Source organism: Peribacillus sp. FSL E2-0218 (assembly GCF_037992945.1).
GTDB lineage: Bacteria > Bacillota > Bacilli > Bacillales > DSM-1321 > Peribacillus > Peribacillus simplex_B.
Window position 1 is genome coordinate 3417197 of record NZ_CP150304.1, and the last position, 16904, is coordinate 3434100.

A 16904-nucleotide genomic window follows, 5' to 3' on the forward strand; every position below is an offset into this window, starting at 1 on the left:
TCTGATCCCCCCTGCTCTTTCATATACAAGTTATATTTTATAGTCATTCCACCAAAACTATGATCATAAAACAAAATTCAGCAATTTGATGAACAAAACATGTTACATAAAATCATAAGGAGTAACATTCTCCATCCCGATCATCGGGTCGGCATGCATGAGGATATCCAGATAGCTTGCCTCCTGCTCACGCACCATGCCCTTTTCAACCGGAGCATCCTCTTCGCTCAAAACCTCGCGCAGCTTTTCACGCAGTGTCGTTTTCCGGCGCATTTCATCATTCCGTTCGATCCCGAGACGGAATGCTTCTTCTTCCCCGCAAAGAATCAGGAAATTCTTGCTGCGGGTGATCGCGGTATACAATAAATTGCGTCGGAGCATCCGATAATAGCTTTTCACCACTGGCAAAATGACGATGGGAAACTCACTTCCCTGCGACTTATGGATGGAGCAGCAATACGCATGTGTAATCTGATTCAGATCCTGCTTCGTGTAGGTCACTTCGATCCCCTCGAACGATATGATGACTTTATCGACATGATCGGTATTTTCCTTAGCGAACAATATCGATACGATTTCTCCCATATCGCCGTTAAAGACCCCTTCCTCAGGCTGGTTCACCAGCTGCAGCACCTTATCTCCCGTCCTGTAAATCACATCGCCAAATTTGATTTCCCGCCGTTTTTCATCAGTATTGCCATTGAACACTTCCTGAAGCATTTTATTCAAGGCATCGATGCCGGCAGGTCCTCTGTACATGGGTGCCAACACCTGTATATCCTTGGCCGTGAAGCCCTTCGTCCGGGCATTTGCGACCACCTTCTCGATAACCTGGGCGATTTGGCCCGTCTGGCAGCGAATGAACGAGCGATCTTCTTGCTGCTTCGTCACATCATCTGGCAGCCTTCCTTTTTTGATATCATGAGCCAATTCAATGATCGAAGAGCCATCCGCTTGACGATAAATATGTTCAAGACTGACAGTAGGTACACAATTCGATGCAAGCAAGTCCTTCAGAACCTGTCCAGGACCGACTGATGGCAGTTGATCTTCATCGCCAACCAATATCACCTGGACATTTTCCGGCAGAGCTTTGAATAATTGATGGGCGAGCCACGTATCCACCATGGATACCTCATCTATGATCACGATCCGCCCGTCCAGCTGATTATCCTCATCATGCGAAAAGCCTTCACTCCCATTCCATCCCAGCAAACGGTGAATCGTGACGGCGGGAAGACCGGTCGATTCAGCCATACGCTTCGCCGCACGCCCAGTGGGAGCCGCAAGGACGAATGGGAATGGATCGCTTCCTTCTTTTTTATAATCATTCAAGTCCATTGATACCCCATGCAGCTCGGCATAAAGCTCGACGATTCCCTTGATGACCGTCGTCTTACCGGTACCCGGACCCCCCGTCAAGATTAACATGGGTGATTGCAGGGCTGTCTGAATCGCTTCCTTTTGGGCTGAAGCATAGGAGACACCAAGCCGCTCCTCCAGCTCGCCAAGTGCAAGCAAAAATTCCGATTCCGGAAATTGGTCTTCATACTCGGTTTGGTCGAGAAGCCGCTTGATGTTCATCACGATTCCCTTTTCGGAATAAAATAAGGATGGCGGATAAATCCGTTGATCTTCGACAACGATTTTGCCTTCTTCCGTCAATTCGATTATTTCCGAGGAAATGTTCGTGAACTCGATCCGATCCCGCTTATTTTCCTCCAGCAGCTTTTTTACCGCTTCCAATAGCTGCTCGGCTTCTATGTAGATATTTCCGTCCTGAAGGCACTGGGATTCCAGCGTATACAAGCAAGCAGCCTTGATCCGATCGGGGTGGCTGCCGGAAATGCCAAGCTGATGCCCAAGTTCATCCGCCCGACCAAAACCAATCCCTTCAATATCCTCCACAAGCTTATACGGATTGCCCTGGACCATGGAAATCGTATCCTGCTTATACATTTGATAAATCTTCATCGAGAGCTGCGGACCGAAGCCATATTGATTCAGGGCAATCATCACCTGCTCCAGGCCTTGATGCTCAACTAACGTATCATAGAGGCCTTTCGCTTTTTCACCAGATAGCTTCGGAATATCATCAAGTAACGATGGCTGAGCCAGAATCTTGGAAATTGCCTTTTCCCCTAGCGTATCAACAATGCTTTCGGCTGTTTTTTTCCCAATCCCTTTAAACAGGTCACCGGACAAATAACTGACGATGCCTTCCTTGGATTGAGGCAAATCCTTGCGAAAATGCTCAACATGAAATTGAAGCCCAAAACGCGGATGTTCCTTCAAGGCCCCATAAAAAATATAAATCTCATCCTCATGCATCCTTGGAAAATAACCGGTTACGACAGCTTCCTTCTCTTCATAACTTAGATTCGTTTCATGCACGCGAATTCTTATAACCGAGTACATATTTTCTTCATTATGAAAGATCGTCACCAAATGGCTACCCTTCATGAACATTTTCTCTTCTGCAAACAAATCCAACGAATCTTGCTGGCTCAACGCTACTCCCCACCTTTTCCATGCATATGCCTTCTATTTACTCGGCATTCATTTCTTCCATCAGTTTTTTACCGTGCCCTGCCAGCATATGGTCAGGCTGTGCTTCCAGCGCCTTATCAAAGTAAGCGATCGCCGCCTGCGCATCTTCCTTATATCCGGCAAACGCGACACCCAAATTATAATACGCATCGGCATGGCCTGGATCCTGTTCCACTACTATATTCAGCTGATTGATCAATTCATCATACAGTTCAGCATTCGCAAGGCATAGCGCATATTGGAATCTCGCATCAACATCCTCCGGGCTCAGCTCCACCGTTCTCTGTAAATAAGGCATTGCCAATTTAGGCTGTTCCAATGCCATCAAAGTCAATCCAAGCATGAAGTATGCATCACTGTTATCCAATCCCAATCGAATTGCTTTCTCAAACATGTCCTTCGCCTCAACTAATTTAGAATCGGTTTCATAATATAAGTTCCCTAATGAATAATATGCTGCAGCTGCGTTTTCATCCAGCTCTATCGCCTTTTTGTAAAACTTGACCGCTTTATCCGTTTCACCCACTGCAGTCAGTACATTTCCAAAGTTTATGTAGGCAACAGGCTCATTCGGATTTTCCTCGATGGCCTCATTGAAGACCTTCGCCGCTTCTTCGTATTTTCCTTGTTGCATAAATTCGATGCCTTGTTGATTTTTATCCATATTCATTCACACTCCATTTTCATAATAAAAAGTATAGCATAAGCCAGCGGTCCATTTCAGGCGGGCCACCCCCGCAATCCAAAAGAAGTCCCCAACCGCAAACACAGCTGGGGACATGCTTATTTTACCCTACGTAAGTCAGCTTTTCACCTTTTTTAAATACTTCATCGATCGTACCGCCGCCAAGGCATACTTCACCATCATAAAATACGACCGCTTGTCCTGGTGTGATTGCACGGACAGGCTCGTCAAAGATGACCTCGACATCACCATTTTCCAAGACCTTCACTTTTACACCGCTATCCTCTTGACGGTACCTGAATTTTGCCGTACAGGTAAATTCCCCTGCAGGAATATGCTGAGCCACCCAGCTGACGTTCACCGCAAGAAGAGAATTGGAATACAGCACATCATTATCAAAGCCTTGGCACACATATAAAACGTTACGCTTCAAGTCTTTTCCCGCAACAAACCAAGGATCGCCGCTGCCGCCGATCCCAAGGCCGTGACGCTGACCGATCGTGTAATACATCAACCCATCATGCTTGCCCATGACCTTGCCGTCCATCGTGACCATATCACCTGGTTGGGCAGGAAGGTAATTGCCTAAAAACTCCTTGAAATTGCGTTCGCCGATGAAACATATCCCAGTCGAATCTTTTTTCGTTGCCGTTGCAAGCCCCGCTTCTTTCGCCATTTCACGGACTTCTTTTTTATCGATATGCCCGAGTGGAAACATGACTTTTTGCAATTGTTCTTGCGTAAGCTGATTCAAGAAGTACGTTTGATCTTTATTATTATCGACACCGCGAAGCATTTTGTATTCTCCGTCACGATATTCGACCTGCGCATAATGCCCTGTGGCCACATAGTCCGCTCCAAGGCTTACCGCATGCTCAAGAAATGCCTTGAACTTGATTTCCTTATTGCACATGACATCCGGATTCGGGGTACGGCCCGCTTTATATTCATCCAAGAAATAAGTGAACACTTTGTCCCAATATTGCTTTTCGAAATTGACTGCGTAATAGGGGATGCCGATTTGATTACAAACGGCAATGACGTCATTGTAATCCTCCGTTGCCGTACAAACTCCGTTTTCATCCGTATCATCCCAATTCTTCATGAAGATCCCGACCACATCATAGCCTTGATTCTTCAACAGCAGGGCTGACACAGAGGAATCCACGCCTCCTGACATACCTACGACGACGCGGGTATCCTGTGGTGCTTTATTCATCCTGTCACCTCTTTTATTTTAAAGGAAGGATTACCTTCCCACTAATCTGTTAATGATTTTCACGGTCGTTTCGGCCGCAGACCTGACAACGTGTTCCGTGTTGTGCAAACCGAAGCTGAAGCGAATCGAATTTTTCGTCCGCTCAGAATCCTTGCCGAACATTGCGACAAGTACATGCGAGGGCTCGATGGACCCTGCCGTACAAGCGGATCCGCTCGACACCGCAACACCTGCCAAGTCCAGGTTGACGAGCATCGATTCAACATTCGTGCCGGGAAAACTTAGATTCAGCACATGCGGCAGCGAATGTTCGCTAGATCCGTTAATTTCATATTGTACATCTGCCCCATCTAAGACGGCAAGCAATACGTCTTTAAAGCGCCTATATTCCGCAGACTTACGTTCCATCGTATTTTGTGCGATCAACACGGCTTCTGAAAAACCAGCAATGGCCGGCACACTCTCCGTCCCCGCCCGGCGTTTGCGTTCTTGCTCCCCGCCATAAAGATGCGGACTCAGCTTCAACCCTTCACGGATATATAGAAAGCCGATTCCCTTCGGACCGTTAATCTTATGAGCTGATACACTCAGTAAATCCACGCCCAACTCATGAACGTCAATGGACATCAAACCATATGCTTGAACCGCATCCGTATGATAAATGGCCGGATGTCCTTTAAGCAGCTGCCCGATTTCGGCAATCGGCTGGACCGATCCGACCTCATTGTTGCCAAACATGATCGAAACCAAAATCGTATCCTCGCGCAAAGCCGCCTTTAAATCGGCAACGGAAATAAGCCCCGCTTCATTCACAGGCAAATAAGTGAGTTCAAAGCCAGACTTCTCAAGATATTGGCAAGTATGCAAAACCGCATGATGCTCAATTTCCGTCGTGATGATGTGCTTCCCTTTTTCTTTATAGGCGTTCGCAACCCCAAGGATGGCCGTATTATCCGCCTCTGTTCCACCGCTCGTGAAAATGATTTCATTCCGTCCGGCACCGATGCTTTTGGCAATGCTTGAACGTGCCTCATCCAAAACATGACGCGCCTCCCGACCGAAAGCATGAATGCTCGAAGGATTACCAAAGTCATGGCTCATGACGGTCATCATCCTATCGATTACATTTGGATGCATCGGTGAAGTCGCCGCATGATCTAAGTATATTCTCTCCACTTTCTTGTCCCCTCCATTAAAAAACGCAAGCGCCTACAAAATAGGCGCATCGCTGATCACTTAAATATAGTACATATAAGAATCGATTTCACCCGTATCCTTGTAATTCGCCAAATCCATCAGCGTCGTATTATCCAATACATCCTTCACGGCATCCCTGATGCGAATCCAAAGCTGGCGCTTCACCGGCTCTTCCTCCTCGATTCCTTCAACCGGAGTGATCGGCCCTTCCAATACGCGTATAACATCACCCGAAGTAATCTCCTGAGGGTCCTTAGACAAGACATACCCGCCATAAGCACCACGCACACTCTTCACCAACCCCGCATTACGAAGCGGCGCAATCAGCTGCTCCAAGTAATGCTCGGACAAATTATGCGTCTGCGCAATCGATTTCAAACTCTTCGGACCTTCTCCATAATGTTTCGCAAGCTCGATCATGATCGTTAAACCATAACGACCTTTTGTAGATATCTTCATATAATACACCTCAAATTATTTATCCGTTTCTAAATTCTTATGAAATTATAGCATATTCCCGCCAGAAATGCATTCAACCACCTCCAATTTTACAAATTATCCTAATTGGAAAGGTCGGAAAAGAGAAAGGACCAATTATCACGACAGACGAATTTCCCGCTCGCTGGGTCGGATTTTCCTTGGGACGGACGGATTAAAGGGAAGTTTGATTTTATGATTCATTTATTTCTCCAGATTACAGGAAACTCATTTATTAATGGAGAATACTTTACTTAAAACTAAAAGGAGTGATTACAATGATCATTAAAGATTGCAAAATGCCTTTAAAGATCAACATGCTAGAATCCCTGATGAGGCGTTTACCTCCTGGGCATGAAAGGCAGCCAGCAATAAACGAAGACATCAAAAAAATCCGGGCAGGCTACAAAGGCGAATACAGAGTCTTCAATTTACTCAAAGCCCTTCCTCAAAAAGACTATTTACTCTTTCATGACCTCCGACTAAGCGGTTCACCTTTTTTCCGTTCCAAATGGACATCCTCATCCTCACACCCTTCTTCCTCTTGATCGTTGAAGTTAAAAACATCGCTGGTGAAATGTTTTTTGACAACACATTCAATCAACTTATCCGTACAAATCCAGATGGAACAACCGAAGCTTTTGACGATCCAATATTGCAGGTGAGCATGCAGCGCAAGCACCTGTTAGATTGGTTAAAAACAAGAAAGATCAATAACCTTCCAGTTGAAACCCTCGTAGTCAGTGCCAATTCTTCAACTATCATTCGTGCGGCCAATAAAGAGATTAGTGGAAAAGTAATACGCAAGGATCGTATTCTTCTGCAAATTGCGGAATTAAATAATACGCATACCGAAGAGATCCTTTCAAGAAGAGCTATAAAACGTTTATCGAATGTATGGCTTGATGGGCATACTGCTTTTATTCCTAAACTTTAAAAACGTATGGAATACCAAGTTCCGCCCTTCAAACTGGTGTCTTCTGTCAAAATTGTCAGGCATATTCCATGGAGCGGCATGGAAAGTGGATTTGCCGTACTTGTCTGGATACTTCCCATGATGCTCATATTTCCGCACTTTTAGATTATGTATATCTCGTAAAACCTTCCATTACCAACAGCGAATTTCGAAACTTCCTTCAACTCCATTCTCCATCAAGCGCAAAAAATTTACTAACTTCATTGAAACTGAAACATTCCGGACATACCAAAGGCAGAGTTTATCTATTACATTCTCTTATAGAAGGCTAGGACAAATTAAGTTTTTCTGGAAGGCCGTTTTATTTCTGGCAAGGACGAATTAGCGCGCTGGTTGGTCGATTTATCCCTGACTGGGACGAATTAGCGCGCTGGATGGTCGATTTTTTCCTACTTGGGACGAATCAGCCTTCGTAATGGGAGGATTAAATATGATTTTTACTGTCACGAACAGCATAATCAGCGCATTTCACCCATGACTTGTGATACCTTATATAAAAAGGAGAGGTGCGCAATGAATATTAAACCGCTGGCTTACAGGATGCGGCCTCGATCGATTGATGAGATCATCGGGCAGGAGCATCTGGTTGGTGAAGGGAAAATAATCGCGAGAATGGTTAAAGCCAAGCAGCTTTCCTCGATGATCCTGTATGGTCCTCCGGGAATTGGGAAGACATCGATTGCAAGCGCGATTGCCGGGAGTACGAAGTTTGCCTTCCGGACGCTTAATGCCGTGACCAATAACAAGAAAGATATGGAGATTGTCGCAGCTGAGGCAAAAATGTCCGGCAAGGTGATCCTGCTGCTGGATGAGGTTCATCGGCTCGATAAGGCGAAACAGGATTTCCTTTTGCCTTATCTGGAAAACGGCATGATCACCTTGATTGGTGCAACGACGAGCAACCCTTATCATGCCATCAATCCGGCAATCCGCAGCCGGTGTCAGATTTTCGAATTAAAATCGTTGGAGACCGTTGATTTAATCAAAGCCTTGGAACGGGCACTTCATGATGAGGAGCGCGGGCTCGGTACATATAATACGGAAGTCGGCCTTGAAGCCCTTACCCATTTCGCAACTGCTTCGAACGGAGATGTGCGAAGTGCGCTAAATGCTCTGGAGCTTGCCGTCATTTCCACCGAACCTGATGAATCCGGTACGATCAAGATAGATGTACATATTGCCGAGGAGTGCATGCAGAAAAAAAGCTTCTCACATGATAAGGATGGAGATGCTCATTATGACGTCCTGTCAGCTTTCCAAAAATCGATTCGCGGCAGTGATGTGAATGCAGCTCTACATTATTTGGGGCGCTTGGTCGAAGCCGGCGATCTTGTCAGCATTGCCCGCCGAATGGTTGTCATAGCCTACGAAGACATCGGTCTTGCCAATCCTCAGGCTGGTCCCAGGGCCCTCGCGGCAGTCGAAGCCGCAGAACGGCTCGGGTTTCCTGAAGCCCGTATTCCGCTTGCCAACTCGGTGATCGAGCTATGCCTTTCACCCAAATCGAACACGGCCATCACCGCGATCGATTCGGCTCTTTCCGACATCCGCAGCGGTCATAGCGGAGATGTACCTGATCACCTTAAGGATGCCCATTACAAAGGGGCCGCTGAGCTCGGTCGCGGCATCGGTTACCTTTATCCGCATGACTACGAAAATGGCTGGGTGAAGCAGCAATACTTGCCAAACAAACTGCGCAGCAAGAAATATTACAAGCCGAAAAAGAGCGGGAAATTCGAACAAGCCCTTGCCTCCGTCTATGAAAATATCGAGAAAAAGAAATGACTCCGGATCAGTCTTAGACCCGGAGTTCTTTCATTGGAAAGTGAAAGCCATATACATACCTCATATCGACAAAAACGCCTCCCCCTCGGCCGCCATCATTTCGATGAGCTTACCTTTGACCGCCCTTGAAAATCCAATATGTTTCGGATGGAGCCACAAGCCTGCCGCCACCATTTGATTGGAAATCTTTTTCACCTTTTCCCCCAATGTGCGATCTCAATATTTATAAGCAGAATGGTCATTACAAACCGAAACCACTTCATAGCTCCTTCAGGATGAACATCGTTTTACAAACAGGTGAGTAACAGATGAGATAGTTGTTCATCAATCCCATGAAGCCACAAACCATATTTTTTGAGCAGTATTTCAACAAGCATCCCTTTCGCCTAGAGCTTTCCTGTATGCAGGATGATGAAGTCCGAGCTCGTTTCCAGAAAATCAAACAACTCAAAAAAGAGCGTGTCCAATTGCAATAAGAAGGCACAACAACTCCATTTGGTTGCTGTGCCTGTTTGGTCTTCCCTTTTACTTGGTGTTTTGATTAGCTGCTTTAATCAAATTCTCAAGCCATATTTGCTTGAATGCATTTGAGCGGACACGTCTCTGACCTCTGCCTGAGCTCTCATTGGATGAGCTGCTGGATGAGCTCTCTTCTGACGAACTGCTGGATGAACTTTCATCTGATGAGCTGCTGGATGAGCTCTCAAAAACGATACTGCTTGATGAGCTTTCACATGATGAGCTGCTTGATGAGCTTTCACATGATGAGCTGCTTGATGAGCTCTCACATGATGAGCTGCTGGATGAGCTCTCACAAGAAGAACTGCTTGAGCTTTCACAACATGTTTCAACTATCCTAACCGATAAAGCGATGAATTGGATATGTTCCGTTGTCACATAAAATAATTCTTCATTATGCACAACAACGATGTACGCTTCAGCCACTTCAATCAGGATTCCCTCAACCCGCTCAGGGCCGCCTGCACTTACGGATACCCAGTTGTGGATCAATCTTGAAAGAATGCCATTAAGTGAATCGATACCGTCATATAGGTCTTGAGATGGGATCTCACGGCACGCAAATTCCACGACCGTTACACTTTTGATATGGGAAATCGGGAATAAAACCAACCCTTCTTTCTCCGTGGATAGAACCAAGAATTCTTCTTTCACATCGACAACCCGGCCAACTTTTGAAGTCGGACCGCCGCCATTCACTTGGATGCAGCTATCCCTTAATGTTTCCAGTGCCCCTAAAAAAGTTCCCGGATATACAATTTCCCCATCATTGATCGGACATAAATCAAGCGCCTTCTTCGCATTTTCGACGACGATCTTCAAATGCTCAATGGCGTAATATACGAGTTGATTTTCTTCCGTATGAAGAACGATGTAATCACTCCGGACTTCTACAAGCCTGCCTTCTCTAGATTCTGGGCCGCCTTTATATACCCTCACAAATTTTCCCTTTAAAGCTTCAAGGTACGGTAAACTAACAGTCTCTGCCATTTTTCCTTTAGCCTCCAATAGTTATTTATACTTTAGTGATATCCGTACTGCATATATATGCGCCTTGTTTCTATTACGGACTCTTCCAATCACCCATTTTGCAGTAAATCGTCGAACGCCCAGAAATATCATATGAAGCATCCCTTTTTCCAGTCTATTCATCATTCTAAAAAGCGCCCTTCTTTTTACGGAAAAACTCCGGGATTTTTCTCCCGGAGTCCTGTGTATGGATATAAGCGCCATTTCTTGCTTATACAAAATCCCTATCATCCATCATAGGCGAAATCGTTTTTTAAGCTGAATGGAAAACAACGGACTAAGTCCAAACCATGAAAATCTCAATATTTCATCCATCATTCATTGAATCATTTTTCCTTACCGAACGTTATTGCCACACGGGCGCTTTCCCTTTGCCGATGCTTGGTCACCGTCACAGAAAACTTGCCTGCTTTTTTTCCAAGCTGCTTCATCGACACATTCGCCCGTTTCCCTTTGGAGGTGGTCTTAGCCAAAACGGCTCCATTGACACTGTAAATCTTGATGACATCCCCTTTAGTCAGGCTGCCCACTTTAACGAGGTCGGCTTTTCCTTTACCATTCGTTACCTTAACCTGGCTTTTTTTCAAGGAAGGCGAGATTTCACCTTGATAGGATCGAGCGACAAGGTCGCTTTCCCTCAATGGCGGCTGTGTGGCCGAAACGTAGACATTCCCCGCTTTCTTCCCAAGCTGCTTCACCTTTACCTTCAATGACGCTTCCGTTGCTGTCGCCTTCACTAACACTTTCCCTCTGCTCTTCGCGTCATACACTTTGATGATGGTTCCCTTTTTCAGACCGCTCAGCTTCATAACATCCGTCTTTCCCGCTTCATTGGACACTCCGATCTGGACTGACCTTAATGAAGGCGAGGTATCCGAAATCGCGAACGCGTATGGAACATCGATCGTTTCTTCAGCGTTGTCCATGATTAAGGAATAGCTGCCCTTTTTCAAGTAAGAGGTGACGGCCTGCTTTTCGCTCGTATATATCTCACCCACCTTCTTACCTGATCGATCCTGAATCACACCGTGCCAATTCGTCCCCGCTCTTTGTTTAACTGACATTACCACATTGCCGCTTTGCGGAACGGTGAACTTGAATGCATCATGATCATCGGATGTACTGATCACCCCTTTGTATGTCTCATTCAAGTGAATGCCATTAGCTGCGGCTACCGTATCATTCGCCTCTTTTTCAAAATGATGATCCTTCGTGTACTTTACCGAAAATTGAAACGGAACCCTGGAAGCCCCCCCATTATCACCAATCGTGATATAATACGTCCCTTTCGGAAGCCCGACTTGCACCTCCTCGAAATCCGAACTGCCCTTTTGACTGCTCGTATACATGTATGTATAGTTGAATCCTTTACCGTTTTGGATGATACCTTCCCAGGAAGCCTTGGCATTACGCTTGATCGATAACGTCACAACTCCAGCCTCCGGCAATGCAGCCTTATAGACCTTCTTGTCCGTACTGCTGGCTAATGCTCCTTTGTTGATTGCATTTACTTTAATAGTTGCGCCTTCATTCAAGGTAGAGCCTTGAACCTCAGCACCGACACCCCATGTCAGGAGAAGAATGAACACCCCTACACCATTTCTCAGCTCTCTCATTCGCACACCTTACCCCTTCATTTTAAAAACGATAGTATAATATCACTAGTTATATATTCCTACACACCGTTCACCTCATCAAGCTTTTTTTGTTTCAACGTGAAAAAACTCCAAATCACTGCAGTGCATGAAAATCAATAGACCGACCTGCCGTTTTAGAAGAAACATTGGAAACAGCGTCGATATTCCCACCAACCACTCCTTTTGGACTAAACCTTTAAACAATTTCACATTCCACCTTCTTCACTACCGTTCTATTCATCTCGCACACCGATACACCAAAAAATGGAAAATCTATGATAAAATAGTAAATTATACTATTATTTTCGCGAAAAATTAAATATAATAGAGAATGTGGCAACAAAAAGAGGAAGGAAGTAATCTATGAGACACGAAAAAAAGAAAAAAAAGAAACGGACTTGGCTGAAGGTAGTCGGGATAATTGTCCTACTTTTCATATTAGCAGGAGGCGCTTTTGCCTACTCCGTCTGGAATTCCCTAAATAAAACCGTTGATTCGATGCATACGCCCATAGACCGCAATACGGACAAACGAACGAAGGACCTTGCCCTATCCGATCGGGAGCCTTTCTCGATGCTCATGCTTGGGGTCGATGAACGTGATGGCGACAAAGGCCGCTCGGATACGATGATCGTTTTGACCGTCAATCCTCAGAAAAAATCCGTTAAAATGCTAAGCATCCCCCGTGATACACGGACCGAGATCGTCGGCCATGGAACACAGGATAAAATCAATCACGCCTTTGCATTCGGCGGCGCAAAAATGTCGATGGATACCGTCGAGAACTTCCTCGACATCCCGATCGACTATTATATGAAGATCAATATGGAAGGCTTCAAGGATATCGTTGATGCCGTCGGCGGCGTAACGGTACAAAACGATTTGGACTTCACATACGAGGGCGTCCATTTCGCGAAGGGAAGCATCAACCTTAATGGAAAAGAAGCGCTGGCCTATGCACGAATGAGACATGACGATCCGAATGGCGACTATGGCCGTCAATCGAGACAACGTGCCATCATCGAAGCCGTCATTAAAGAAGGCGCAAGCGTCTCATCTTTGACAAAATATGATGATGTCTTCGATGCCCTAAGCAAAAACATCCAGACGAATCTGACGTTCGATGACATGATGGATATCCAGAAGCACTACCGGGACGCAAGCAAAAGCATTACCCAATCAACCATTCCTGGCGATGGAAAGAAAATCGACGGAATCTACTATAATATCGTGTCGGATGAAGAAAAAGAAATGGTCCGATCTGAATTAAAAGAACAATTGGACATCAAATAAGCAAAAAGAAAGAGCTGCCGGAACCCGCATTCTGACAGCTTTTTCTTTTTGCCTGTCCAATATTCTGACAAAAAATGGACGTCAATTGTAGAGATTTGTTGGAATTTTTGTTGTTTATTAGACGGTAAAAGACGGTATAATCTAGTATGAGCCAATAAAAAACCAACTTCCCCCTGCCCCTTTCACCAAACGACTCTATTAATCTCTGGACCCGGAACCCATCAACCGCCATTCATTGCCTATGATAAATGATCCCAAACAAAAGGAGTGTAATCGTATGAAAATCAAAGCAGGCAGCTGGGCTATGCTAAGCAAACAGGACAAAATGTTCATTCTGAAAGCCATCAGTGATCGCTCGAGAATGAAATATGTCTCATGAGGAATGAATCGCCATCCTTCCCCATAGGCATCCCCTCTCTTTTTTCAATGAACATGCTCTGATGCCAGAAAAAGGAGAGGCATCCCATTCAAACCGCTAACGCCATTCGCCATTTTCAGCTACATGACAAAAAAAGAAGCATGTGGTTGGACATGCTCCTTCCCTATATGTATCGGTATCAGACATATTTCTTCACGTTCGACGCCTTCTCCAACGGTTAAACATTAGAAAGCAAAAAATGCCCAGCAAACCGCCAAATGTATCAAGCACCACATCCTGCAGCAAAGGAGTGCGCCCGCCCGTAAGCATTTGATGCAGCTCATCGGCACTCGCATAAAGCAGGACACAAACCAAAGCCCCTGCAAACGCCAGAACAGCATGCTTTACAAAACTGCGCCAAACACCCAACGTCAACAACCCAAACACGAAAAAGATAAAAAGATGGGCCCCCTTCCGAATGAAAAACTCCAGAAACCCATTAACCCCCGCCGTATGGGCACTCACCTCAACCCCGCCATACATGAATGATAGGCCCTCCAACCGATCATACCAATACGGCGTATTGAACTGCGCCAAAAAAGGCGTAATGCTCTGCTCCTCATACGTCTGCGACGAAAAAAAGAAAATCACCATCGCCCAAAGCACGAACAGGATGGGGAATAGGTATTTTTGGATTATCAACGATCAGAATCCTCGATGATTGCACTTAATTTTCCCTTAAGCTCCTCCACCAGCTCCGTTATGGTAATATCCTCGCCAAACTCCCCTTTTGCGTATGTATCCTTTAAGATTTCTAAAAATTCCATTCCAAACTCCCACTCCCATATAGTCGAGCCGCCGTCTCCTACTGTTTCCCCATTCCTATTATTGAAATATAAGGAATATAGCTCATTTATTTGATAATCACATATTTGGTGGGTTATGGCAAGTTAAATTACTGTAAATATTCCATTATTAACTATTTCCTCTAGTATATTCAAAACAAAAAAAGGACCGATTCCTCAGCCCCAACATTCCCCAATTATGATTGACCTAGAAAATAAGTCATGACTGAAATTAAAACCAACATAATAGCAACATAAGACCCGATAAACAGCTTCTTTCTTCTCTGTTTCTTTTCATAAACTTCCTCGAACGTAATGAATTTGTTTTTTGTCATCAAATAATCTCCTTTAATTTTGATGGCAGCTAACTGACATCGCCCTCCGCGAAGTCCCTTTGCTTAATCTATATATATAGTATCGGCACACGGCGAAAAAATTTTAAGGTATTATTACCTATTTTTTTTGGATAAGTAAAATTTCATAAAACAGTTTGTTAATATACTTTTCATTAATTCAATACAAACTATAGAAATTTCTATATTACTTATTCCATCTGTAATTAATCCTAAAAATCTATTATTGGTATGTAATAAAAGAAATGGATGTTTAAATGATTTATTTTATTTCTGATATTTAGGAGGTATACGAAGAATCTAACTGGTTTTGAGGAAAAGGAGACTTACTTTGAACCATTTTATATGCCTAAGAATAAAATTCAAACAACATAAACCAAATAATTTATGAGAAAAAGCTAAAAAGTATTTTCACCCATCCAAAAAACGATAACCATAAAGGTATACTTAAAAGCGTTCCCCAAATCATTCCCAAAACAACATTTCTGACATCAATCATAATAATTATCCCTCATTTATTTTAGGATTTTTATTTTTATTGGTTCCCTGTTGTTCCGTTTGTAAACGTGTTATTGTGAAAGTACATCTCAGATTTAATTTCTCTTTCTCTACTCTTTTTTGTAAGCGATTTCATTTTATTGTTTTATTTATTACTTTTTCTTAAATAATTATATTACCTTTTAAAATTGTTTCAATATATCAGAAACCTATAAGGATCACTTATTATAGATTTCTGATAGACCAAGAGAAAAATTCACCATTATTTAAATTATTCAACTTGAAATCATGCTTACAGTAGATTAGCATCTAAAATAAATTCAAGTATGAAATATTTTATACAATAAATATTTTTCTCTTAGTATGTTAAGTTTTATAATCTTAATTATATCCGTTTGGGTTTTGAGTTTGCCATTTCCACGAGTCTGTACACATATCTTTTAAATCCTTCTCTGCACGCCAGCTTAAGACTTTTTCTGCTTTAGTAGGATTTGCGTAACAACTTCCTATATCGCCAGGGCGTCTATCTACAAATTGAAAAGGTATTTCTTTTTTATTTATTGAGCTAAATGTATTAATAAGGTCCATAACACTATAACCTCTACCTGTTCCAAGGTTGAATGCTTCAATTCCATTATTTTTTTCAAGGTATTCAAGTGCTTTTAAATGCCCTTTTACCAAGTCCGTGACATGGATGAAATCCCTGACACCAGTACCGTCATGAGTGTTATAATCATTTCCGAAAATAGATAGTTTTTCCCTTTTTCCAATTGCAACCTGTGTTACATATGGCATTAAATTATTTGGTATTCCATTCGGATTTTCCCCAATGCTTCCACTTTCATGAGCACCTATTGGATTAAAATAACGTAATAATGCTATTCTCCAAGTGGAATCTGAAATATGTAAATCTCTTAATATTTCTTCAATCATTAATTTTGTACGCCCATATGGGTTAGTTGCCGACAAAGGAAAAGATTCATCAATCGGGACGCTATCCGGGTGACCGTATACAGTAGCAGATGAACTAAAGACGAGTTTCTTAACATCGTGCTTTGCCATCAGTTCACACAAATTAATTGTGCCTGCTATATTATTATGATAATACATTAATGGGACTTCAACAGATTCCCCTACCGCTTTGAGCCCAGCAAAGTGCATTACTGCTTCAAAGCTATGATTTTCAAAAATAGTATTTAACTCATCACGTTCTAATAAATCGCACTTATAAAAAATGAAGTTCTTTCCTGTTAATTCCTTCACCCGATTTAATGATTCAAGATTGCTATTTGACAGGTTGTCCACTATTACAATATCATAACCTGTTTTTAAAAGTTCTATCGCTGCGTGACTTCCTATATAGCCCGCCCCTCCAGTTACCAGTATTGACACTTTAAAATTCCTCACTTCGATTTAGAATAAACTAACATGTATTTATCTAACTTAACATTAGGCGCAGTCTTAATATAACAACTCATTAATA

The 16904-nt window shown here is 43.5% G+C and carries 15 protein-coding genes; 3 read left to right on the top strand and 12 right to left on the bottom strand.

Annotated elements, in window-relative coordinates:
- Window positions 1–102: 102 nt before the first annotated feature.
- From MHI53_RS16495 to MHI53_RS16515, 5 genes are all read right to left on the bottom strand, one after another.
- Window positions 103–2511 carry an ATP-dependent RecD-like DNA helicase gene (locus tag MHI53_RS16495; RefSeq protein WP_340371748.1) on the bottom strand — a complete coding sequence of 803 codons (2409 nt, stop codon included), beginning with the start codon at window positions 2509–2511 and terminating at the stop codon, window positions 103–105.
- A 37-nt stretch (window positions 2512–2548) separates the two neighbouring features.
- Window positions 2549–3214, bottom strand: a complete 666-nt coding sequence (locus MHI53_RS16500) for a tetratricopeptide repeat protein (RefSeq protein ID WP_061143729.1) — start codon at window positions 3212–3214, stop codon at window positions 2549–2551.
- Between the two features lie 124 nt (window positions 3215–3338).
- Window positions 3339–4454, bottom strand: coding sequence for a tRNA 2-thiouridine(34) synthase MnmA (gene mnmA / locus MHI53_RS16505; protein WP_061143662.1), 1116 nt, complete (start codon window positions 4452–4454; stop codon window positions 3339–3341).
- Between the two features lie 30 nt (window positions 4455–4484).
- Window positions 4485–5630, bottom strand: coding sequence for a cysteine desulfurase family protein (locus MHI53_RS16510; protein ID WP_340371749.1), 1146 nt, complete (start codon window positions 5628–5630; stop codon window positions 4485–4487).
- A 60-nt stretch (window positions 5631–5690) separates the two neighbouring features.
- Window positions 5691–6110: an Rrf2 family transcriptional regulator gene (locus MHI53_RS16515; protein WP_057911634.1), complete on the bottom strand. Its 420-nt coding sequence runs from the start codon at window positions 6108–6110 to the stop codon at window positions 5691–5693.
- A 529-nt stretch (window positions 6111–6639) separates the two neighbouring features.
- Here MHI53_RS16515 and MHI53_RS16520 point away from each other — a divergent pair.
- On the top strand, window positions 6640–7065 hold the full coding sequence (locus tag MHI53_RS16520; protein WP_340371750.1) for a nuclease-related domain-containing protein: 426 nt from the start codon (window positions 6640–6642) through the stop codon (window positions 7063–7065).
- A 552-nt stretch (window positions 7066–7617) separates the two neighbouring features.
- On the top strand, window positions 7618–8889 hold the full coding sequence (locus MHI53_RS16525; RefSeq protein ID WP_340371751.1) for a replication-associated recombination protein A: 1272 nt from the start codon (window positions 7618–7620) through the stop codon (window positions 8887–8889).
- Between the two features lie 60 nt (window positions 8890–8949).
- Here the strand turns inward: MHI53_RS16525 and MHI53_RS16530 are convergent, their stop codons facing one another.
- From MHI53_RS16530 to MHI53_RS16540, 3 genes are all read right to left on the bottom strand, one after another.
- Window positions 8950–9084 carry a hypothetical protein gene (locus MHI53_RS16530; protein ID WP_340371752.1) on the bottom strand — a complete coding sequence of 45 codons (135 nt, stop codon included), beginning with the start codon at window positions 9082–9084 and terminating at the stop codon, window positions 8950–8952.
- A gap of 330 nt (window positions 9085–9414) precedes the next feature.
- A complete protein-coding gene (locus tag MHI53_RS16535) occupies window positions 9415–10398 on the bottom strand; it encodes a hypothetical protein (RefSeq protein WP_061143666.1) in 984 nt (327 codons plus the stop codon).
- 365 nt (window positions 10399–10763) lie between these two features.
- The gene (locus tag MHI53_RS16540; protein WP_340371753.1) at window positions 10764–12053 is read right to left on the bottom strand and encodes a hypothetical protein; all 1290 of its coding nucleotides are present in this window, start codon (window positions 12051–12053) and stop codon (window positions 10764–10766) included.
- Between the two features lie 384 nt (window positions 12054–12437).
- Between MHI53_RS16540 and MHI53_RS16545 the strand changes: the two genes are divergently transcribed.
- Window positions 12438–13367 carry a LytR family transcriptional regulator gene (locus MHI53_RS16545; protein ID WP_061143669.1) on the top strand — a complete coding sequence of 310 codons (930 nt, stop codon included), beginning with the start codon at window positions 12438–12440 and terminating at the stop codon, window positions 13365–13367.
- Window positions 13368–13938: 571 nt separating this feature from the next.
- Here the strand turns inward: MHI53_RS16545 and MHI53_RS16550 are convergent.
- The 4 genes from MHI53_RS16550 to galE all read right to left on the bottom strand — a co-directional run bounded on the left by MHI53_RS16550 (window position 13939) and on the right by galE (window position 16813).
- On the bottom strand, window positions 13939–14427 hold the full coding sequence (locus tag MHI53_RS16550; protein ID WP_081092519.1) for a VanZ family protein: 489 nt from the start codon (window positions 14425–14427) through the stop codon (window positions 13939–13941).
- Entirely contained in the window at window positions 14424–14552 is a 129-nt protein-coding gene (locus MHI53_RS16555; RefSeq protein WP_260320309.1) for a hypothetical protein, read from the bottom strand. The genes MHI53_RS16550 and MHI53_RS16555 overlap by 4 nt, the downstream gene beginning before the upstream one ends.
- A 215-nt stretch (window positions 14553–14767) precedes the next feature.
- Entirely contained in the window at window positions 14768–14905 is a 138-nt protein-coding gene (locus MHI53_RS16560) for a hypothetical protein (RefSeq protein WP_155645548.1), read from the bottom strand.
- Window positions 14906–15802: 897 nt separating this feature from the next.
- On the bottom strand, window positions 15803–16813 hold the full coding sequence (gene galE, locus MHI53_RS16565; RefSeq protein WP_340371754.1) for a UDP-glucose 4-epimerase GalE: 1011 nt from the start codon (window positions 16811–16813) through the stop codon (window positions 15803–15805).
- Window positions 16814–16904 lie beyond the last annotated feature (91 nt).

Bases quoted from the DNA above. Each gene is read 5' to 3' on its own strand.
- MHI53_RS16545 (WP_061143669.1), top strand. From the start codon at position 12,438: ATGAGACACGAAAAAAAGAAAAAAAAGAAACGGACTTGGCTGAAGGTA.
- MHI53_RS16540 (WP_340371753.1), bottom strand. From the start codon at position 12,053: ATGAGAGAGCTGAGAAATGGTGTAGGGGTGTTCATTCTTCTCCTGACA.
- MHI53_RS16515 (WP_057911634.1), bottom strand. From the start codon at position 6,110: ATGAAGATATCTACAAAAGGTCGTTATGGTTTAACGATCATGATCGAG.
- MHI53_RS16555 (WP_260320309.1), bottom strand. From the start codon at position 14,552: ATGGAATTTTTAGAAATCTTAAAGGATACATACGCAAAAGGGGAGTTT.
- MHI53_RS16520 (WP_340371750.1), top strand. From the start codon at position 6,640: ATGGACATCCTCATCCTCACACCCTTCTTCCTCTTGATCGTTGAAGTT.
- MHI53_RS16535 (WP_061143666.1), bottom strand. From the start codon at position 10,398: ATGGCAGAGACTGTTAGTTTACCGTACCTTGAAGCTTTAAAGGGAAAA.
- MHI53_RS16500 (WP_061143729.1), bottom strand. From the start codon at position 3,214: ATGGATAAAAATCAACAAGGCATCGAATTTATGCAACAAGGAAAATAC.
- MHI53_RS16560 (WP_155645548.1), bottom strand. From the start codon at position 14,905: ATGACAAAAAACAAATTCATTACGTTCGAGGAAGTTTATGAAAAGAAA.
- MHI53_RS16525 (WP_340371751.1), top strand. From the start codon at position 7,618: ATGAATATTAAACCGCTGGCTTACAGGATGCGGCCTCGATCGATTGAT.
- mnmA (WP_061143662.1), bottom strand. From the start codon at position 4,454: ATGAATAAAGCACCACAGGATACCCGCGTCGTCGTAGGTATGTCAGGA.